19 protein-coding genes are annotated in these 15,937 nt (G+C 35.3%); 5 read left to right on the top strand and 14 right to left on the bottom strand.

The window, feature by feature from the left end:
* Positions 1-2 precede the first annotated feature (2 nt).
* Entirely contained in the window at positions 3-1,751 is a 1,749-nt protein-coding gene (locus IJF99_RS06280) for a DUF2207 domain-containing protein (protein WP_292793197.1), read from the bottom strand.
* Positions 1,748-2,410, bottom strand: coding sequence for a uracil-DNA glycosylase (gene ung, locus IJF99_RS06275; RefSeq protein ID WP_292793195.1), 663 nt, complete (start codon positions 2,408-2,410; stop codon positions 1,748-1,750). Before ung ends, IJF99_RS06280 begins: the two co-directional genes overlap by 4 nt.
* Before the next feature lie 36 nt (positions 2,411-2,446).
* On the opposite strand from ung, the gene IJF99_RS06270 reads away from it, so the two are divergent.
* The gene (locus IJF99_RS06270; protein WP_292793193.1) at positions 2,447-3,535 is read left to right on the top strand and encodes an acyltransferase; all 1,089 of its coding nucleotides are present in this window, start codon (positions 2,447-2,449) and stop codon (positions 3,533-3,535) included.
* On the opposite strand, the gene IJF99_RS06265 is transcribed toward IJF99_RS06270, so the two are convergent.
* From IJF99_RS06265 to IJF99_RS06240, 6 genes are all read right to left on the bottom strand, one after another.
* Positions 3,532-4,239 (bottom strand): alpha/beta hydrolase, encoded by a 708-nt coding sequence (locus IJF99_RS06265; RefSeq protein WP_292793191.1) that lies wholly within the window; start codon positions 4,237-4,239, stop codon positions 3,532-3,534. The genes IJF99_RS06270 and IJF99_RS06265 overlap by 4 nt on opposite strands.
* 82 nt (positions 4,240-4,321) lie before the next feature.
* Entirely contained in the window at positions 4,322-5,464 is a 1,143-nt protein-coding gene (locus IJF99_RS06260; protein WP_292793189.1) for a toxic anion resistance protein, read from the bottom strand.
* Positions 5,465-5,473: 9 nt separating this feature from the next.
* A complete protein-coding gene (locus IJF99_RS06255) occupies positions 5,474-6,067 on the bottom strand; it encodes a hypothetical protein (RefSeq protein WP_292793187.1) in 594 nt (197 codons plus the stop codon).
* A 163-nt stretch (positions 6,068-6,230) separates the two neighbouring features.
* Positions 6,231-6,674, bottom strand: coding sequence for a D-aminoacyl-tRNA deacylase (dtd, locus tag IJF99_RS06250; RefSeq protein ID WP_292793185.1), 444 nt, complete (start codon positions 6,672-6,674; stop codon positions 6,231-6,233).
* Positions 6,671-7,912 carry a serine/threonine transporter SstT gene (sstT, locus tag IJF99_RS06245; protein WP_292793183.1) on the bottom strand — a complete coding sequence of 414 codons (1,242 nt, stop codon included), beginning with the start codon at positions 7,910-7,912 and terminating at the stop codon, positions 6,671-6,673. Before sstT ends, dtd begins: the two co-directional genes overlap by 4 nt.
* Positions 7,913-7,918: 6 nt before the next feature.
* Positions 7,919-8,872: a malate dehydrogenase gene (locus tag IJF99_RS06240; protein WP_292793181.1), complete on the bottom strand. Its 954-nt coding sequence runs from the start codon at positions 8,870-8,872 to the stop codon at positions 7,919-7,921.
* Positions 8,873-8,958: 86 nt separating this feature from the next.
* Here IJF99_RS06240 and IJF99_RS06235 point away from each other — a divergent pair, with 86 nt between their 5' ends.
* Positions 8,959-9,609: a hypothetical protein gene (locus IJF99_RS06235; protein WP_292793179.1), complete on the top strand. Its 651-nt coding sequence runs from the start codon at positions 8,959-8,961 to the stop codon at positions 9,607-9,609.
* 94 nt (positions 9,610-9,703) lie between these two features.
* Positions 9,704-10,501: an amidohydrolase family protein gene (locus IJF99_RS06230; protein WP_292793177.1), complete on the top strand. Its 798-nt coding sequence runs from the start codon at positions 9,704-9,706 to the stop codon at positions 10,499-10,501.
* Positions 10,502-10,532: 31 nt separating this feature from the next.
* On the opposite strand, the gene IJF99_RS06225 is transcribed toward IJF99_RS06230, so the two are convergent.
* Genes IJF99_RS06225 through IJF99_RS06215 form a run of 3 tightly spaced genes read right to left on the bottom strand, consistent with a single transcriptional unit; the run spans position 10,533 to position 12,695 of the window.
* The gene (locus IJF99_RS06225) at positions 10,533-10,952 is read right to left on the bottom strand and encodes an NUDIX domain-containing protein (RefSeq protein ID WP_292793175.1); all 420 of its coding nucleotides are present in this window, start codon (positions 10,950-10,952) and stop codon (positions 10,533-10,535) included.
* A 44-nt stretch (positions 10,953-10,996) separates the two neighbouring features.
* Complete coding sequence (locus tag IJF99_RS06220) at positions 10,997-11,998, bottom strand: GGGtGRT protein (RefSeq protein ID WP_292793173.1); 1,002 nt, start codon at positions 11,996-11,998, stop codon at positions 10,997-10,999.
* A gap of 4 nt (positions 11,999-12,002) precedes the next feature.
* The gene (locus tag IJF99_RS06215; protein WP_292793171.1) at positions 12,003-12,695 is read right to left on the bottom strand and encodes a hypothetical protein; all 693 of its coding nucleotides are present in this window, start codon (positions 12,693-12,695) and stop codon (positions 12,003-12,005) included.
* 131 nt (positions 12,696-12,826) lie between these two features.
* Here IJF99_RS06215 and IJF99_RS06210 point away from each other — a divergent pair, with 131 nt between their 5' ends.
* Complete coding sequence (locus IJF99_RS06210) at positions 12,827-13,123, top strand: antibiotic biosynthesis monooxygenase family protein (protein WP_292793169.1); 297 nt, start codon at positions 12,827-12,829, stop codon at positions 13,121-13,123.
* A gap of 188 nt (positions 13,124-13,311) precedes the next feature.
* On the top strand, positions 13,312-14,094 hold the full coding sequence (locus IJF99_RS06205; RefSeq protein WP_292793167.1) for an NAD(+)/NADH kinase: 783 nt from the start codon (positions 13,312-13,314) through the stop codon (positions 14,092-14,094).
* Here the strand turns inward: IJF99_RS06205 and IJF99_RS06200 are convergent.
* From IJF99_RS06200 to IJF99_RS06190, 3 genes are all read right to left on the bottom strand, one after another.
* The gene (locus IJF99_RS06200) at positions 14,091-14,267 is read right to left on the bottom strand and encodes a hypothetical protein (RefSeq protein WP_292793165.1); all 177 of its coding nucleotides are present in this window, start codon (positions 14,265-14,267) and stop codon (positions 14,091-14,093) included. The genes IJF99_RS06205 and IJF99_RS06200 overlap by 4 nt on opposite strands.
* A gap of 145 nt (positions 14,268-14,412) precedes the next feature.
* Positions 14,413-15,321: a hypothetical protein gene (locus IJF99_RS06195; protein WP_292793163.1), complete on the bottom strand. Its 909-nt coding sequence runs from the start codon at positions 15,319-15,321 to the stop codon at positions 14,413-14,415.
* A 227-nt stretch (positions 15,322-15,548) separates the two neighbouring features.
* A complete protein-coding gene (locus tag IJF99_RS06190) occupies positions 15,549-15,788 on the bottom strand; it encodes a hypothetical protein (protein WP_292793161.1) in 240 nt (79 codons plus the stop codon).
* Positions 15,789-15,937 lie beyond the last annotated feature (149 nt).

The following is a 15,937-nucleotide window of genomic DNA, read 5'->3' as shown; positions in this document are numbered from 1 at the left end:
AACTAGAATGCTCCTCCGCCTCCACCACCTGATCCCCCACCAACGCTACCGAATCCTGAGGAATCTGAAGAATTTGTACTGCCCGCATTGTCATAAGAATTATAGAATGTATGGTATCCATAGTAGTGATACATGAATACTCCATCATCATATTCATTGACATTAGGTATGTGGAGATTCATGGACTTTTCAACGCTTTCAGCTACTCCAAGAGAGGTTGCATAAATCAGATACTTTTTCCAAACAACTATTGATTCCGGAGGGTGTTCATTGATTAAACTGTTATCCTTTAAAAATTTCTTGAAGTTCATCCACTTCAGATAGATGATACGGCCTTCTTTTGTCCATCTTCCAAAAATATCATCACGCCTATTTAAGATGAAATATGAAAAGACGGCAACGACAATTCCAATTCCCAAAAGCAATCCTGATTCCTCAAAATCAAAAAAGATAAAAATTATAAAGAATAATATGCCCATTCCAATGCCCAAAAGACTAACCAAAGATGCAATTACAGATCCTGTATCATCAAAATACCTGGATTTGACCTCATCGTTTAGATATTCGTTTTCAACAGCTTCCTTCCAGTTGTCAAACTGATTCATAAACCATTCTGCATTGCTTTTGCTGTCCATCCTATCCTCCAATTTGGACAGGTTTAAAACACCATTGTTTGCAAAATGAGACAAAATCTTCACGACTATTTTTTCACCATCGTCAAGTTGCTCATTACTTTCATTAACGCTCAGAAATAGATTTTCATTATCCTTTTTAATCGAAAATACTTTCCGGTCAATCAGATCCATTATTGTAGCTTCAAAACCTTTGATATTAGGTTCACCAAATGTTGAATTATCAATCATCGCATTTACAACAGCAGGAGAATCATCGGTTGGAGGTTCCCTTTCATATAATCCATCATATTCCACCTTAGGTTCCCTTCCATATTTGAAATAAGTTCCCGCAAGCGTAAACGGAACGAATACTAATGCTATAACTTCCAAGACCAATGAGACAGTATCCCAGAAGTTTTTTGAATTTTTGCTATCCTCCAAATTCTTTAAAATCATTTCACGACCGTTTTCATCCACATGCTTTGCATATGGAGAGGATGAAAAATCGTCGACAGGCATCAAAACAAGCAGTTCATAATAATTGCCTTGGGAAATGGAATCAGAATCCGCATCTATTGCATTGCCTTCAAGAGAACTTGAAACTGTAAGGTCATCGGGATTGAGATAATACTCATTTCCGGAACCGTTAGGAAGTTCCACATGTGCAATGACCTCCCCAACACCAACATCCCATTCTTCACCCCACAATTTAAACTGAAGGGCTGCAACATCATTGAAAACAGTGACTACATTCACCATATCATATTCAATGTAAACCTTAACTGTGCAGTCACTGATCTTTTGTGTGTGGGCGGGATCCGCATAAAGATATATCTTAAGATGTTCCATGCCGTCCTCTGTGGTCTGCTGCAAAACAGGATATGCTCCTTCTGCTGAAACCTTAACGTTTGCAATGCTTTCACCTTCCTTTAGAGGGATGTCCCTATAGACACCATTGAATGTTCCATCAAAATTGTAGACATATGATTCTCCAACATGAAGCAGTCCGTTATTTCCCACAGTCAAATCGATGTTTGCCTGAGAGATGGAATATGAATCGTCTGCACTGACCATAGCCAATGTTGAAAACAGCACGAAAACAATACCTGTTATTAAAATCAATTTTTTAAAGTTCATTTCAATCCCCATTCTATTTCATCCAAACAGTTTTCTTTTAGAAATTCATTCGCCAATCTAAAGTGATTTGATCCCAAAAATCCACGTCTTGCCGAAAATGGAGACGGATGGGAAGTTATCAAAACAAGATGATTTTGATTTGTAATCAATTCCTTTTTCTTTTCTGCCTGTTTTCCCCATAACATGAAAACAATAGGTTGGGATTGCTCGTTTAGAATATCAATAACCCTGTCCGTAAATGTCTGCCAGCCACATTTGCTGTGGGAGTTTGCATTTCCTGCCTCAACGGTTAAAACCGTATTCAAAAGAAATACTCCCTGCTTTGCCCAATCCTCAAGACATCCTGAAGTGGGAATAGGGCATCCATATTCAGCATTGATTTCCTTAAAGATGTTTTTTAGAGATCTTGGAATGGGTCTGCCGTCGGGTGTTGAAAAGGCAAGCCCATGTGCCTGGCCCTCTTCATGATAGGGGTCCTGACCTAAAATGACAACCTTCACATCACTTAAAGGAGTGAACTTGAAGGCATTGAATATGTCATCATAAGGCGGATAAACGGTTTTTTGACCATATTCCTCATCAACAAAATCCATTATTTTTAAAAAATAATCCTTTTTAAATTCATCTTCTAAAGCTAAATCCCAATCGTTTCCTATCATAAAACTTAATTTATAATTTATTACAAATATAATTTTATGAATAAATCTGAAAGAATCTTTTATTTTGATGTGCTGAGAGTAATGGCAATAATAGGGATAATTTTTTGTCATGCATCAATAATCTATGTTGTAAAAGATATGGGAACTCCCAATTTCTATTTCTCAGCATTTTACGATTGCTTAAGGGATTTTTCTGTACCAATATTTGTAATGCTGAGTGGAGCATTGCTTATTGGAAAAAGAGATTCTTTGATACACTTTTTCAAAAAGAGATTGTCTAGGATATTGATTCCCTTCATTTTTTGGGCAATAATATCCATCACTTATTCATTTATCAATATCAAACATTCCATTGATATCAATCATGGTCTGGATATATTCTTTGGCCATGGTGGAACAATGGGAGTTACATTCTGGTTTGTCTGGATGATTATCATCGTATATATTGGAGTATTCATCATCAACAAAATCATGGAATATGGAAATAAAAAAAGAGAAGGTTTTGATAAAAAATTCATTGGAGCGCTGGCAATACTGTCTGTAGCATATATAATCATGTTTCAGCAGCACATCTTCGGCTCTGCATACTATAGCCTACTTTTAAGCTATTACATTTCATTTATAACCTTTGCAATAATCGGATATTGGCTTGTAAATACAAATTTCGCAGAAAATAAAGTTAAACCTGCCATGTTGGCAATAATAGCCGCCATATTGTCTGCATTATTATATATCTCATACATCTGCTTTTATGTGATTCCAACTTCAATTGCAAAAAACCACTTTACATATCTCGGCTATTTCACAATACAGATTCTAACAATTTCCGTGTGCATATTCCTAATGTTCAAATACCTCTCAAAAACTGAAATATTCAAAAAAATAGAAGATAAATATGGGAATATAATTATATCCCTAAGCAAATACAGCTACGGAATTTATCTCTGCCATTATCTTGTCCTGTTCAATATAAAGTTATTCCTTTCTTCCTACATTGATCTGACAGTTCAAAACTCAATAGTATGGATTCCACTATTGGTTATTATTACATTGATAATTTCCGTGATGATTCTATGGATATTGAATAAAATTCCGTATGTTAAAAATATTACAGGCATCTCTTAGATGAATGAATTGATGAAATCCAATATCTCATGAACAGTCTGATTTTGCTGGCTTTCCGCTGTGACATTAGCTAACCCATCACCTGATTGATTTCCATAGAAAGCAAACTGTGCATGATTGCCGCCATCGATTACAAATTCTGTGAAATTGTTTTTCATTAACTGTTTGGATTCATTGTATGAATCAATATTCAATAATTGGTCGTTAGATCCATACACTGAGAGAACAGGCTTGGTGATTTGCTGTGTAGGATATGCGGCAAGCAATATTAATCCATCAATATTGTCTGATTTGTTTATATATGATGAAGCGACTACCCCTCCCAATGAGTGACCTGCTATGAAATAATGGTCATAGTTTGAATTTGCGATAATCTCATCGGCACTGTTCTGGCCGAAAAATGCAATGTTAAATGGCATTACAACCAGATAACAGTCAATGCCTTCACTTGCCAATTGGCTAACCATCGGCAAATATGAAGTATATTCTACTTTGGCTCCCGGATAAAAAATCAATGCCGTGTCATTTCCTTTTCCATCCAAAAACAATCCCTTTGATACCTTTGACACATTAACATCATCTGTACCGTTAAGATAGTCTGTTGCTGTTTTTTGAGCAGGATAGTAATCCGTAAGGTAAAAAACTCCATAGCCTATAATCAATACAAAAATGATTATTATTACTATCTTAATCTTTTTATTCATGATATCAATGAAACTTAATATAAGTTGGGAATCCTTACCTATGTTTTTAAGCAAGGATTGTTCCAAATGAATTATTTTGAATCTATTCAATTAAACTGCTGTTTGTAGTTTCAATTTTATCAACAACTTTCTGTCCGTCTTCAGCCATGTTTGAGAACAGATTAATTGTTTCCTTCATTTTAGGAAGTGCCTGTTCCTTATATGTGCTTACATCTTCAATGGCCTGAAGCGCTTCTGCAAATGATGCCTTTAACACGTCAGGAGATATCATGGCCTCAGCACTGTGCTTTTGAATTTCGCTTCCCTGTTCCTTAAGCATGTGTGAAGTTGTTTCTATGATGTTTTCGGTTGTTTCATTTAATATGGTGATTTTATCCATTACAAGCTTTTGGTCATACAGTGCACTTGCAACCATAACACCTGTTCTTAAAGCGGAAACTGTAACGTTTTTAGCACGGTTAACTCCACGGATAAGTTCCTTGTTGTTTCTTCTGATTACATTGAGAGATACAATTCCCTGTTGGTTTACAACTATCATTTGCTGCATGTCCATAATTCTTTGTCTTAGAGGGAAAAGGATTTCCTCACGGACATATGCGATTTTGTCAGGTGATACATCATTTAATTCTGCCTGCTGGATTTGCGCTTCAATGGATTCATCCATTTTCTTACCAAGCTCAATGTCTGCCAGAAGCTTATTTGTAACTTCTCTCAAGTAATTTTCTTCATTCAAAAGAGTGGTATTGTCATTTTGAAGTACTTTAGCACTGTTGTCCAATGATTTTATGATGTTTGAAATAGCAACTTCCGCCTTTTCGTATTTATCAAAGTATTTTCTAACAGGATTCAGCAAGTTTCCCAAAACTCCCTTTTTGGTAAAATCAATTTTACTTGGATCCAAATCCTTCATTTGCCTGTCCAATTCAGATAACTTGTCTCCAATATTGTCTGCATCCTTGCCCCCTTTAGACAAATCGACAAATCTTGTAGCCAACATTTCATTTCTAGACGCTGACTTTGACATGTCAGACATACCGAAGTTGTCCAGAGGCTTTAAAATACTTTCCCTTTCTTGAGGATTATTTAAATCAGCGTCAAAAATAGCAGTAGCATTTTGTTCTGCCTGATTTTTCAGATTGGAGTTTTCCAATTTTATTTCTTCCTCTTTTATTGTTGTTTCAACATCATTTTTTATTTCATCAATATCCAATGAAAATTCCGCCATTTTATCACCTTAATTTAAAAATTTAATTTTTCCTTGGTCTATTTTTGAGGTAAAGGAATCTATTGTCTTACCTTCCTTAATAATTTCTACAGTAACATGATCAGGATTTGGTTTTTTATATGTTGTGTAATAACCGAAAGTTATTGAATAGTCTGTATCATAATAGACATTTGACAATGTCTCGATTTCCTCACCGATTACAGTATCATTTTCATCATAATAGGTTGTCTTAATATTATAACCCTTTAAATTTGAAGGCACTTTATTAAATATTGCATCTGTGTATAATGAGTAACTCATTGGAGAAGCCGAACTACTGGAGTATCCATTGACTTCAGTAATGGTCAAATCAACTTCATGCTGGTTGTCTTCACTTGCCTGCTGGTTTCCACCAAGAGTCACAGAAAGAACAACTCCCGCAGCAACAATAATTACAATAGCTATCAAAACAAAAAGCAACTTGCCGTCTGGAAGCATACTGCCCACATTTGTTGAGATTGGCTGTTTTGATTCATTCTTATCAAAAAAATCATAACCGCAATTGCCGCAATAATGCGCTAGATTCGGTACTCTCTCACCGCATTCAGGACACTTTTTTGACATTCAATCACCTTCACAATTTTTCTACTGATTGTATTAAATCATAGATATACTATTATTTACTTTCTTTAATTTCCATAGATTTTTGCAATTCCATTCGAAATTAAATATCCATCAATAATTATTATATCATAAGACTTTTTAAAGTTTCGTATATATCGTGTTACTAATCTTCAAAATCCTTTTCTAGAATTATGGTTACAGGCCCATTGTTCAGCAAATCGACTTTCATGAACGCACCGAAAACTCCTGTTTCGACTTCCACATATTCCCTGCATTTTTCAGTGAAATAATCAAAAAGTTCTGTAGCCCTATCGGGAGACATGGCCCTGTGAAATGAAGGCCTATACTTTTTAACCTTCCCATATAATGTGAATTGAGGAACAAGTAAAAGTTTGCCTTTGATGTCAAGCAAAGATCTGTTCATTTTGCCGTCATCATCAGGAAATACTCTGAGTTTGGATACCTTACGGGCAAGATAATCGGCTTCCTTTTCACTGTCATTTTCACCGAAGCCCACCAAAACCATAAGCCCCTCATCGATTTTTCCTGTTATTTTACCCTCGACTTCCACACTGGCATGGGCAACTCTTTGAACTACCAATTTCATTTTGCAAATTCTCCCAGATAATTTACCGGCTCTCCACGTTTCATTCTGTCATGATATTCCGCCGTTGCTGAAAACAGTGCGTCACCGGCTGAGTTAAGTGCTGTTTCACATGAATCCTGGATGACTCCAATTATGAATCCTACAGCAACCGCCTGCATGGACACATCTACACCTATTCCAAACAGTGAACATGCCATAGGAATAAGTAAAAGTGATCCTCCTGCTACACCGGATGCTCCACATGCACCTAATGTTGAAATAAGACACAATGCAAGTGTGACAGGAAGAGGAACTACAATTCCCATAGTGTGGCATACCGCAAGAGTCATAACTGTGATTGTAACGGCTGCACCCTCCATGTTGATAGTTGAACCAAGTGGAATGCTTATTGAAAAGAAGTTTCTGTCAAGGCCAAGGCGTTCGCACAATTGCATATTGACCGGAATGTTTGCAGCGGAACTTCTTGAGAAAAATGCTGTAATTCCACTTTCCCTCAAACATGTAAATACAAGAGGATATGGGTTTCTGCGGGTAGCGACAGCTGAAATGATTGGATCTGTTACAAAAGCAACAAATGCAATGCATCCAACCAAAAGTGCAATGAGCTGGCCATACTGTGTAAATATTCCAAGACCGCTTTCAGAAACTGAAGTGAAAACCAAACCCATAATACCTATAGGTGCGAATTGGATTATTCCTCTAACGATTTTAGTTACCGCATCGGCGCAGTCTGTCAAAACCTCTTTGGTATTGTCGCTTGCAACTGATTTAAGAGCAATTCCGAATACTATTGACCAGAAGAGAATTCCCAAATACTGGCCTTCGGACAAAAGCTCTATAGGATTTGAAAATATGCCCAAAATCATTGAGCTCATCACTTCTCCAAGACCTCCAGGAGCGGTTGCAGTACTTGCTGCTGAAAGGTGAATAGTTACAGGAAACAAGTAACTTCCAAACACAGCTACAACTGCAGATAAAAATGTACTGAAGAGATAAAGAACAATTACAGTTTTAAACCTATCTCCAATACCGCTTCTTGCTTTTGATATAGCCGAAGATACTAAAACAAATACCAAAAGAGGAGCAATTGACTTAAGGGCACTTACAAACAGTTCACCCAGAAATCCAATGATTTCCCATTGGGGTACTACAACTCCCAATATAGCACCTATAATAAGACCAATGACTATCTTTAATATCAGACTTGATTCTGTCCATTTATTAATAAAATTGAACATAACTCCTTAATCTCCATTTAAAGAATTTAAAACCTCATTCGTAACTTCCTTAACAGCTTTTGCAGCTTCCCTAAATTCATGAAGTTCAAAGTCATTCATATGAATAGGAACAATCATGGCAATTCCCTTTTTAGACAAAACTGCCGGCACTCCCAAGGATACATCATAAACATCACCGACTTCCCCTTCCAAATAATTGGAAACAGTCAGAACCTTATGAGAATCAGCGATTATTGTTGAAATAAGATTCGAGATTGCATATGACGGACCATACTCAGTAGCTCCCTTTTTAGAAATGATAGTATTTCCTGCCTTTTTAAGCCTATTTACAAGTCTTGGAACCTCCATGTCCACAGCCTTTACGAAATATTTTAAAGGAATACCGCCTATTGTGGTTGAACTTAATAGTGGAACCATATGGTCACCATGCTCACCGATAACACGGGTGTGAACCTCAGAACTGTTGATGTTAATCTGTCTTGAGAAATATGTTTTCAGCCTTAAAGAATCCAGGTGGTTACCAATTCCTATAACTTTCTTCTTATCAAATCCTGATGCCTTAAGTGCAACGGTTGTCATGACATCTACAGGATTAGTTGCAATTAAAATAATGGAATCTGGAGCATGATTGGCAATTTCACGTGCATAATCATCTACAATTTTAGCATTTGGAATTGCCAAATCACGTCTGTTCATCCCTTCTTCACGAGGAATTCCTGCAGTAATAAGCACAATAGCAGAATTTTTCAAATCATCAAAATCAGAAGATGGTGTTAACTTGCAGTCAATGTCTTCTGCAGCCAGTGCGTCATACATATCAAATGATTCGCCCCTAGCCTTCTCGACACTTTCCGGTCTTGCAAACAAAACAATTTCATCAACTGTATCTGCTCTTGCAAGGGTAAAAGCCACATTTTTACCTATTACTCCAGTTGACCCCATAATACTTACTTTTACCATAGTAATATATTGTGAGTTAAAATAAAAATAACTTACGAATTTTTATATAATTTAAAAATTTAATATAACATAAACTAGGTGAAATTATGGCAGAACAGGAACTTAAGCTAGAAACCAAATGCTACGATGCTAACGAATACGGTTATCTTTATGGATTAAATCAAAAAATACCTGATGAGGAATTCGAAAAGGTAAAACCGTATTTCAGAAAATTCAAGAGAATGGATTTTGTAGAGGGCAATGTCCAGGTAACAGGAAGGCCTGAAGGATGGAGATGTCTTGAAAGTGACGTTCCCAAAGTAGAGGAAATACTTGGAATTACAAATACTCTCGAAAAAAGACAGAACAAGGTAAAGGAAGCCTTTGCAGATCCCATTAAAAAGACAAATCTCAAGGACAAATCATATGAATGGCTCAAAATGCTATTCGAAAGAACAGGAACTCGGCCTGAACAGGATCTCTCAAGACTTGCAGTCCATTCCACAAAAATGTATGACCCAGAAGACAGTTTCAAAAACGGATTTGAAAAGGGTGAAGGAGAACTGTTCATATATACTCCTCATGGAATGTGGTACATCATAAACAACAGCGGAGAATTTTCAGACTTAAGTTTGAACAATGTCAAGATACCTGATGGAGGTGCTGTTGGCCATAGGTTGATGTATGATGATTTGATTGACAGGATGATAAGAATATACACCGAAGAAAATGAGTATAGTGGTGAAAAATTATATTAACCACTACTCCTAAAAATTGGACATTAATTTTTAAGATAACTATTTATTAATTGATTGCTAATATTTTAATGTAATATTTAGGTGGTTTAATTATATGCAAAAAATTATAAATGCACATTGTCATATTTATCCGGAAAAAATAGCGGAAAAAGCAGTTTTAGGAATCAGAGACTTTTATGATTTGGACATGTCTTTAAATGGAAAACTCGATGATTTGATAAGAGACGGAAATGAGGTTGGGGTAACACACTATCTGGTCCATTCCGTTGCAACAACACCAAAGCAAGTCAAATCAATTAATGAATTTATTGCTGAAGCTGTTAACACACATCCTGACCTATTCAGTGGTTTTGGAACCCTTCATCCGGATAGTGAAGACATACAGGGCGATTTTGACCACCTAATTGAACTTGGCCTTAAGGGAGTAAAACTGCATCCTGATTTTCAGCAGTTTGCAATGAATGAAGATCGTGCATTTAAAATTGGTGAAGTCATAAGCGAAGCCAAAGTTCCAATGCAGGTTCACTGCGGAGACTTCAGATACAATTATTCAAATCCCGAACAGATTAAACCATTTTTAGACCAATTTCCAGAAATTCCATTCATTGGAGCCCACTTTGCTGGATGGAGCATGTGGGAAGATGCAACCAGCCAACTTGCAGGCACACCAAATTTATATGTTGATTTAAGTTCAAGCCTTTATGCCCTAACACCCGAAACTGCACTGGAACTGATTCATGCATACGGTACTGATAAGGTATTATGGGGCACAGATTATCCCATGTGGGAATCTGATAGCGAAATGGCATACTTCAATAAAATTGACTTAACCAAAAAAGAGCGTTCACAAATTTTTTATGAAAATGCTGCTAAATTATTAAAAATAGATTAAATTGTGACAAATTGTCACGGTTTAAAAATTCTTATTTTTTAGAGAATGCTTCAACTGCAGGTGGAGTTAACATTCCTTTAGAAATCATATCCTCAACTTCATCCCAGCTGAACCATCCATAATCATCATGTTCTTCACTAATAGTAACTTCATCACTCTGGCAGGTTACTTTCATAATCAGCTGGATTGATTTTACTTCCTCATTGGTTTTGCAGGCAGTATAATCCTTTCTAACTACATTCATAAGTGAATCTACATCAACTTCAAGACCTGTTTCTTCAAGGTATTCCCTTTTAAGGGCATTGTCAAAATATTCACATTTTTTGACTTTACCTCCAGGAATTTCCCATCTTCCGGCATCATGAGCAGACTTTGATCTTATTTTTAAAAGCAAATACTTTCCATTGAATTCACAGATTCCACGAACTGCCAAACCCCACATAGTAGCCATGATAATAACTTCCAAAAAAAAATAATTAAAAGGGATAAAATCCCCTATTTTTTCATTGCCTTTTCAACGGCCACTGCAACCGCTACGGATGCACCGACCATTGGGTTGTTTCCCATACCAATCAGTCCCATCATTTCAACGTGAGCAGGAACTGAAGATGAACCGGCAAACTGTGCATCGGAGTGCATTCTTCCTAAAGTATCTGTCATACCATAGGATGCAGGCCCTGCCGCCATGTTGTCTGGGTGTAGGGTTCTTCCTGTTCCACCGCCAGATGCAACTGAGAAGTATTTTTTACCTTGCAGGATACATTCCTTTTTGTATGTTCCGGCTACTGGGTGTTGGAAACGTGTCGGATTGGTTGAATTACCAGTGATAGATACATCAACACCTTCCAAATGCATGATTGCAACACCTTCACGCACATCATCAGCACCGTAGCATCTGACTTTTGCTCTTTCACCATCAGAATATGCCTTTTCTTTGACGACTTTTACTTCTCCTGTAAAGTAATCAAATTCAGTTTCAACATGAGTGAATCCGTTTATTCTTGAAATGATTAATGCAGCATCTTTTCCAAGACCGTTTAAAATAACCCTTAACGGCTTTTCTCTTACTTCATTTGCGGAATTTGCAATACCTATTGCTCCTTCAGCTGCTGCAAAACTTTCATGACCTGCAAGAAATGCAAAACATTCACTTTCATCACTTAAAAGCATTGAAGCGAGGTTTCCATGTCCAAGACCTACTTTTCTGTCATCCGCTACACTTCCAGGAATGCAGAATGCCTGAAGTCCTTCACCGATTGCCTTTGCAGCATCAGATGCTTTCTTGCAATCTGTTTTAATAGCTATTGCCGCTCCTAAAGTATATGCCCAGCATGCATTTTCAAAACAGATTGGCTGAACGCCTTTTACGATGTCATATGGGTCAAAACCTTTATCCAAACAAATTTGCTTAGCTTCCTCAAGGTCTTTAATATCATATTTTTCTAAAACAGGAATGATTTGATCGATTCTTCTTTCATAACTTTCAAATAAACTCATAATATCACTCCTTTCTAGGGTCTATTTTTTTAACAGCATCATCGAATCTTCCATATTGGCCGGTTGCCTTTTCTATTGCTTCCAATGGGTCAACGCCATCCTTGATAAAGTCAAGCATTACTCCCAGGTTGATGTATTTGTATCCGATGATTTCATCATCCTCATCAAGTCCAATTTCTGTAATGTATCCTTCTGTGAGTTCCAGATATCTTGGACCTTTCTCTTTTGTTGAATAGATTGTTCCTATTTGGCTTCTGTGACCTTTTCCCAAATCCTCAAGTCCGGCACCAATCTGAAGACCACCTTCTGAAAATGCGGATTGGGTTCTTCCATAAACAATCTGTAAGAATAATTCACGCATTGCAGTATTGATTGCATCACAAACAAGGTCTGTGTTTAAAGCTTCAAGAATTGTTTTGCCGACAAGTATCTCTCCAGCCATTGCAGCTGAATGGGTCATGCCTGAACATCCCAAAGTTTCAACCAATGCCTCTTCAATAATACCTTCCTTAACGTTTAATGTTAATTTACAGCATCCTTGTTGCGGGGCGCACCAGCCTATACCATGGGTAAAACCGGAAATATCTCCAATTTGTTTTGCTTTTACCCATTTTCCCTCTTCAGGAATTGGAGCAGGGTCATGATTTGCACCTTTGCGAACAAGACACATGTTTTCAATTTCTGTTGAATATATCATCGTTTTTCTCCAAATTTTAATATGATATAATATATTTGTTTTTTAATTAATGTATTTTTTGAAAAATAAAATAGAATAGCTTTAATAATATGAAAATATAATTATTCATAACAAATACTAGGTGAGTAGTTATGGATTTCATACTTGTTTTAGCAAATATTGAACCTAAAAATGGTTGCCAAGATAGCATTATTGAAGTTTCAAAAGAATTGATAGATGAATCTTTACTTGAAGAAGGTAATATTGATTATCAATTGTTAAAACCTATTGACAAAGATACATTAACTTTTGTTGAAAAATGGGAATCTTTAGATGCTTTAAAAAGACACATGGCTTCACCACATTTTTTAAACTTCTCTGAAGATACAGAGGAATTTGTTAAAAATATGACAATTCAAGTTATAGGTGCTGACGAACTCAACCTATAATCCTATTTTTTTATTTTGTGATGTAGATTTAACAGTAATAACTACTTATTTTATGCTTTTTCTTTTATAATTTTAATAACACGCCAATTTTAAAAATAGTTTTTAATATCAACCATTTGAATTATCGATTGTTCCTTAAAGCATTTCGATAGTAAATTTTTTAATGAATATTCGACATATCTAAAATCATGAAAGCCTACATTAATGCTGATGACACAAGACAAATTGCTTTGGACACCAAACAAAAAGTAATAGAAATATTTAAAGAACTAAAAATTGAAATTACCAATGACATTAACGATGCAGATATGATAATCTCAATCGGAGGAGATGGAACTTTCCTTAAATCCGCAAGACTATCAACCGGAAAGCCAATTGTAGGCATCAACACTGGAACACTGGGATATCTAACCGAAATATCTCCCATAAATATTAAAAAGGCATTCACCAATATTTTAGATGGAAAATATCACATTGAAGATAGAATTATGCTTGAAGGTGAAGTCATTAAAAAAAATGGAGATGTAATTAAAATACCGGAAAGCCTCAATGAAATAGCAATTTCAAAAAATGCATTTGGTGTCGTTAGATTTGATGCAATAATTAATGGAAAATTAATCAATTCATATACAGCAGACGGTATATTGGTATGCACTCCCACAGGCTCAACTGCATATAATCTCTCCTGCGGAGGACCAATAGTTGATCCAACGGCAAACATACTTACATTAACACCGATTGCGCCACACACAGTTTTAAACCGTAGCGTCATACTTTCAAAAGATTCCACAGTTGAAATTAAAATAACAGAGCTTAGAGAAAATACCTCTTCATATGTGGTGTATGATGGAATATCCATGGAAGTATTCAGCGGTGATGTAATAAGAATTAAAAAATCATACAAAATTACAAAAATAATCAAACTAGAAGAGAGAAGCTTCATAGATAATATACGTGAAAATATCAATTAATCAACTAGAATATCTTCTAATTCCTCAATTGATTTTCCTGTTTTTTGTGAAATTTCACTAAGAGAATCACCCGAATTAACAAGACACAACAGAATCTCACGAAAACCTTCACGAAAACCCTCTAGCTTACCTTTAGCTTCTTTTCTTTCCCCGTATTCATAAATTAAACTCATCCTATCACCAACAAGCCACATAATATGTTTTTATCTTCTGATTTTTCACAAATTTGTCAACAATGAGCTACTCCAAAAACTAAAAAAAAAAATAAAAATAATAAAACTAGAAGAGAAAAGAATTATAGCAATATTAGAAAAAATATTAATTATCAGCTAGAATATCTTCTAATTCCTCAATTGATTTTCCTGTTTTTTGTGAAATTTCACTAAGAGAATCACCCGAATTAACAAGACACAACAGAATCTCACGAAAACCTTCCAACTTACCTTCTAGCTTACCTTCTAGCTTACCTTCACGAATACCTTCTAGCTTACCTTCTAGCTTACCTTCACGAATACCTTCTAGCTTACCTTTAGCTTCTTTCCTTTCCCCGTATTCATATATTAAACTCATTCTATCACCCAACAAGTCACATAATATGTTTCTATCTTCCTGATTTTTCACAAATTTGTCAACAATGAGCCATTCTACTCCAAAAACTAAATTGATAATTGAATCTGAGGAGTTCTTAAGTTGTATTAAATTCTGTACTACTCTTTTTATATATTTTTCCATATCCTCATCAACAATCATAGGAACTAAAGCATACAAAACCAACTCTTTTCCACCAATATTATTACCATTGGATATTTTAGGTTCGACTGTTTTAATTATCTCTTCTGCATCCAAATCTTTTAAGCTAAACACATGATAAGAAAAAACGCTTTCCTCATTGAACTGATAATAGACAATTTTAGATTCCTCAACAGTACTTAAAACAATTAAATTAACATATTTGTCGTTTTCTTTATCTTTATTTACAATTGCAACATATGTTAATGCCCTTTTAGAAAAATCGTCATCAATTCTAGTGCTTTGAAGTTCAATTATCAAATTTTCAAAATCCAGTTCAAGTATTATGTCTGGAACATAGTCTTTCGGATCTAACAGTCTTAGCTCTTTTGTCCAAATTTTTACTTTAACTGTCTCAACATTAATAATATCCAGCAATATTCTTGCATCCTGATTATTAATATTCTTGAATAATTTGTCTTCACTAAATGATGTCATTTAAACACCTATTATCTTTTGTTTGGATATTATTTTAGAATGCATCTTATAAAGAGTTTTACATTAAGATTAAAGCATATAAAGTTATATATCTTGTTTTTTTCAGGGAAATATTACGTAATGACATCAATTTTACAGAATGAAGAATATATAACATTTAACAAGAGAAAAAAAATGAATTTTTTTATAAAAATTAGATTATGAAATTTGGAGTATAATGAGGAAAATTAATTGACCGTAATGCAGTCATTAGGACAAATCGCCATGCATACCTTACAGCTCTTGCAGACCTGAGCATCACGAACTGTTGATACCTCATCGACAATAATCAAAACATTATTCGGATAGGCTATTGAACATTTCTCACAGCCGTCGCAATCATCTGCGTTAATGTCAATGTGACATTCTTCAATAACTTCCTGTTTTTTATCCTTTTTGCCTCTTTTGAATAATGAACCTAGACCCATACATCTAGTTTTATCTTAATATGCAAGAATACCATGACTTCTTTAAGTCGTGGATGAATTGCACAAAAGAGCATTATTACTTTTCAAATGCTCTCTGAAAATCTTTAAATTACAAACTAAATATATTAATAAATGACAATGAAAAGTTT

The organism is Methanobrevibacter sp. (assembly GCF_017406825.1).
Taxonomy (GTDB): domain Archaea; phylum Methanobacteriota; class Methanobacteria; order Methanobacteriales; family Methanobacteriaceae; genus Methanocatella.
The sequence above is the reverse complement of the archived record's forward strand: the minus strand, read 5'-3'. Positions and strand labels throughout refer to the sequence as shown.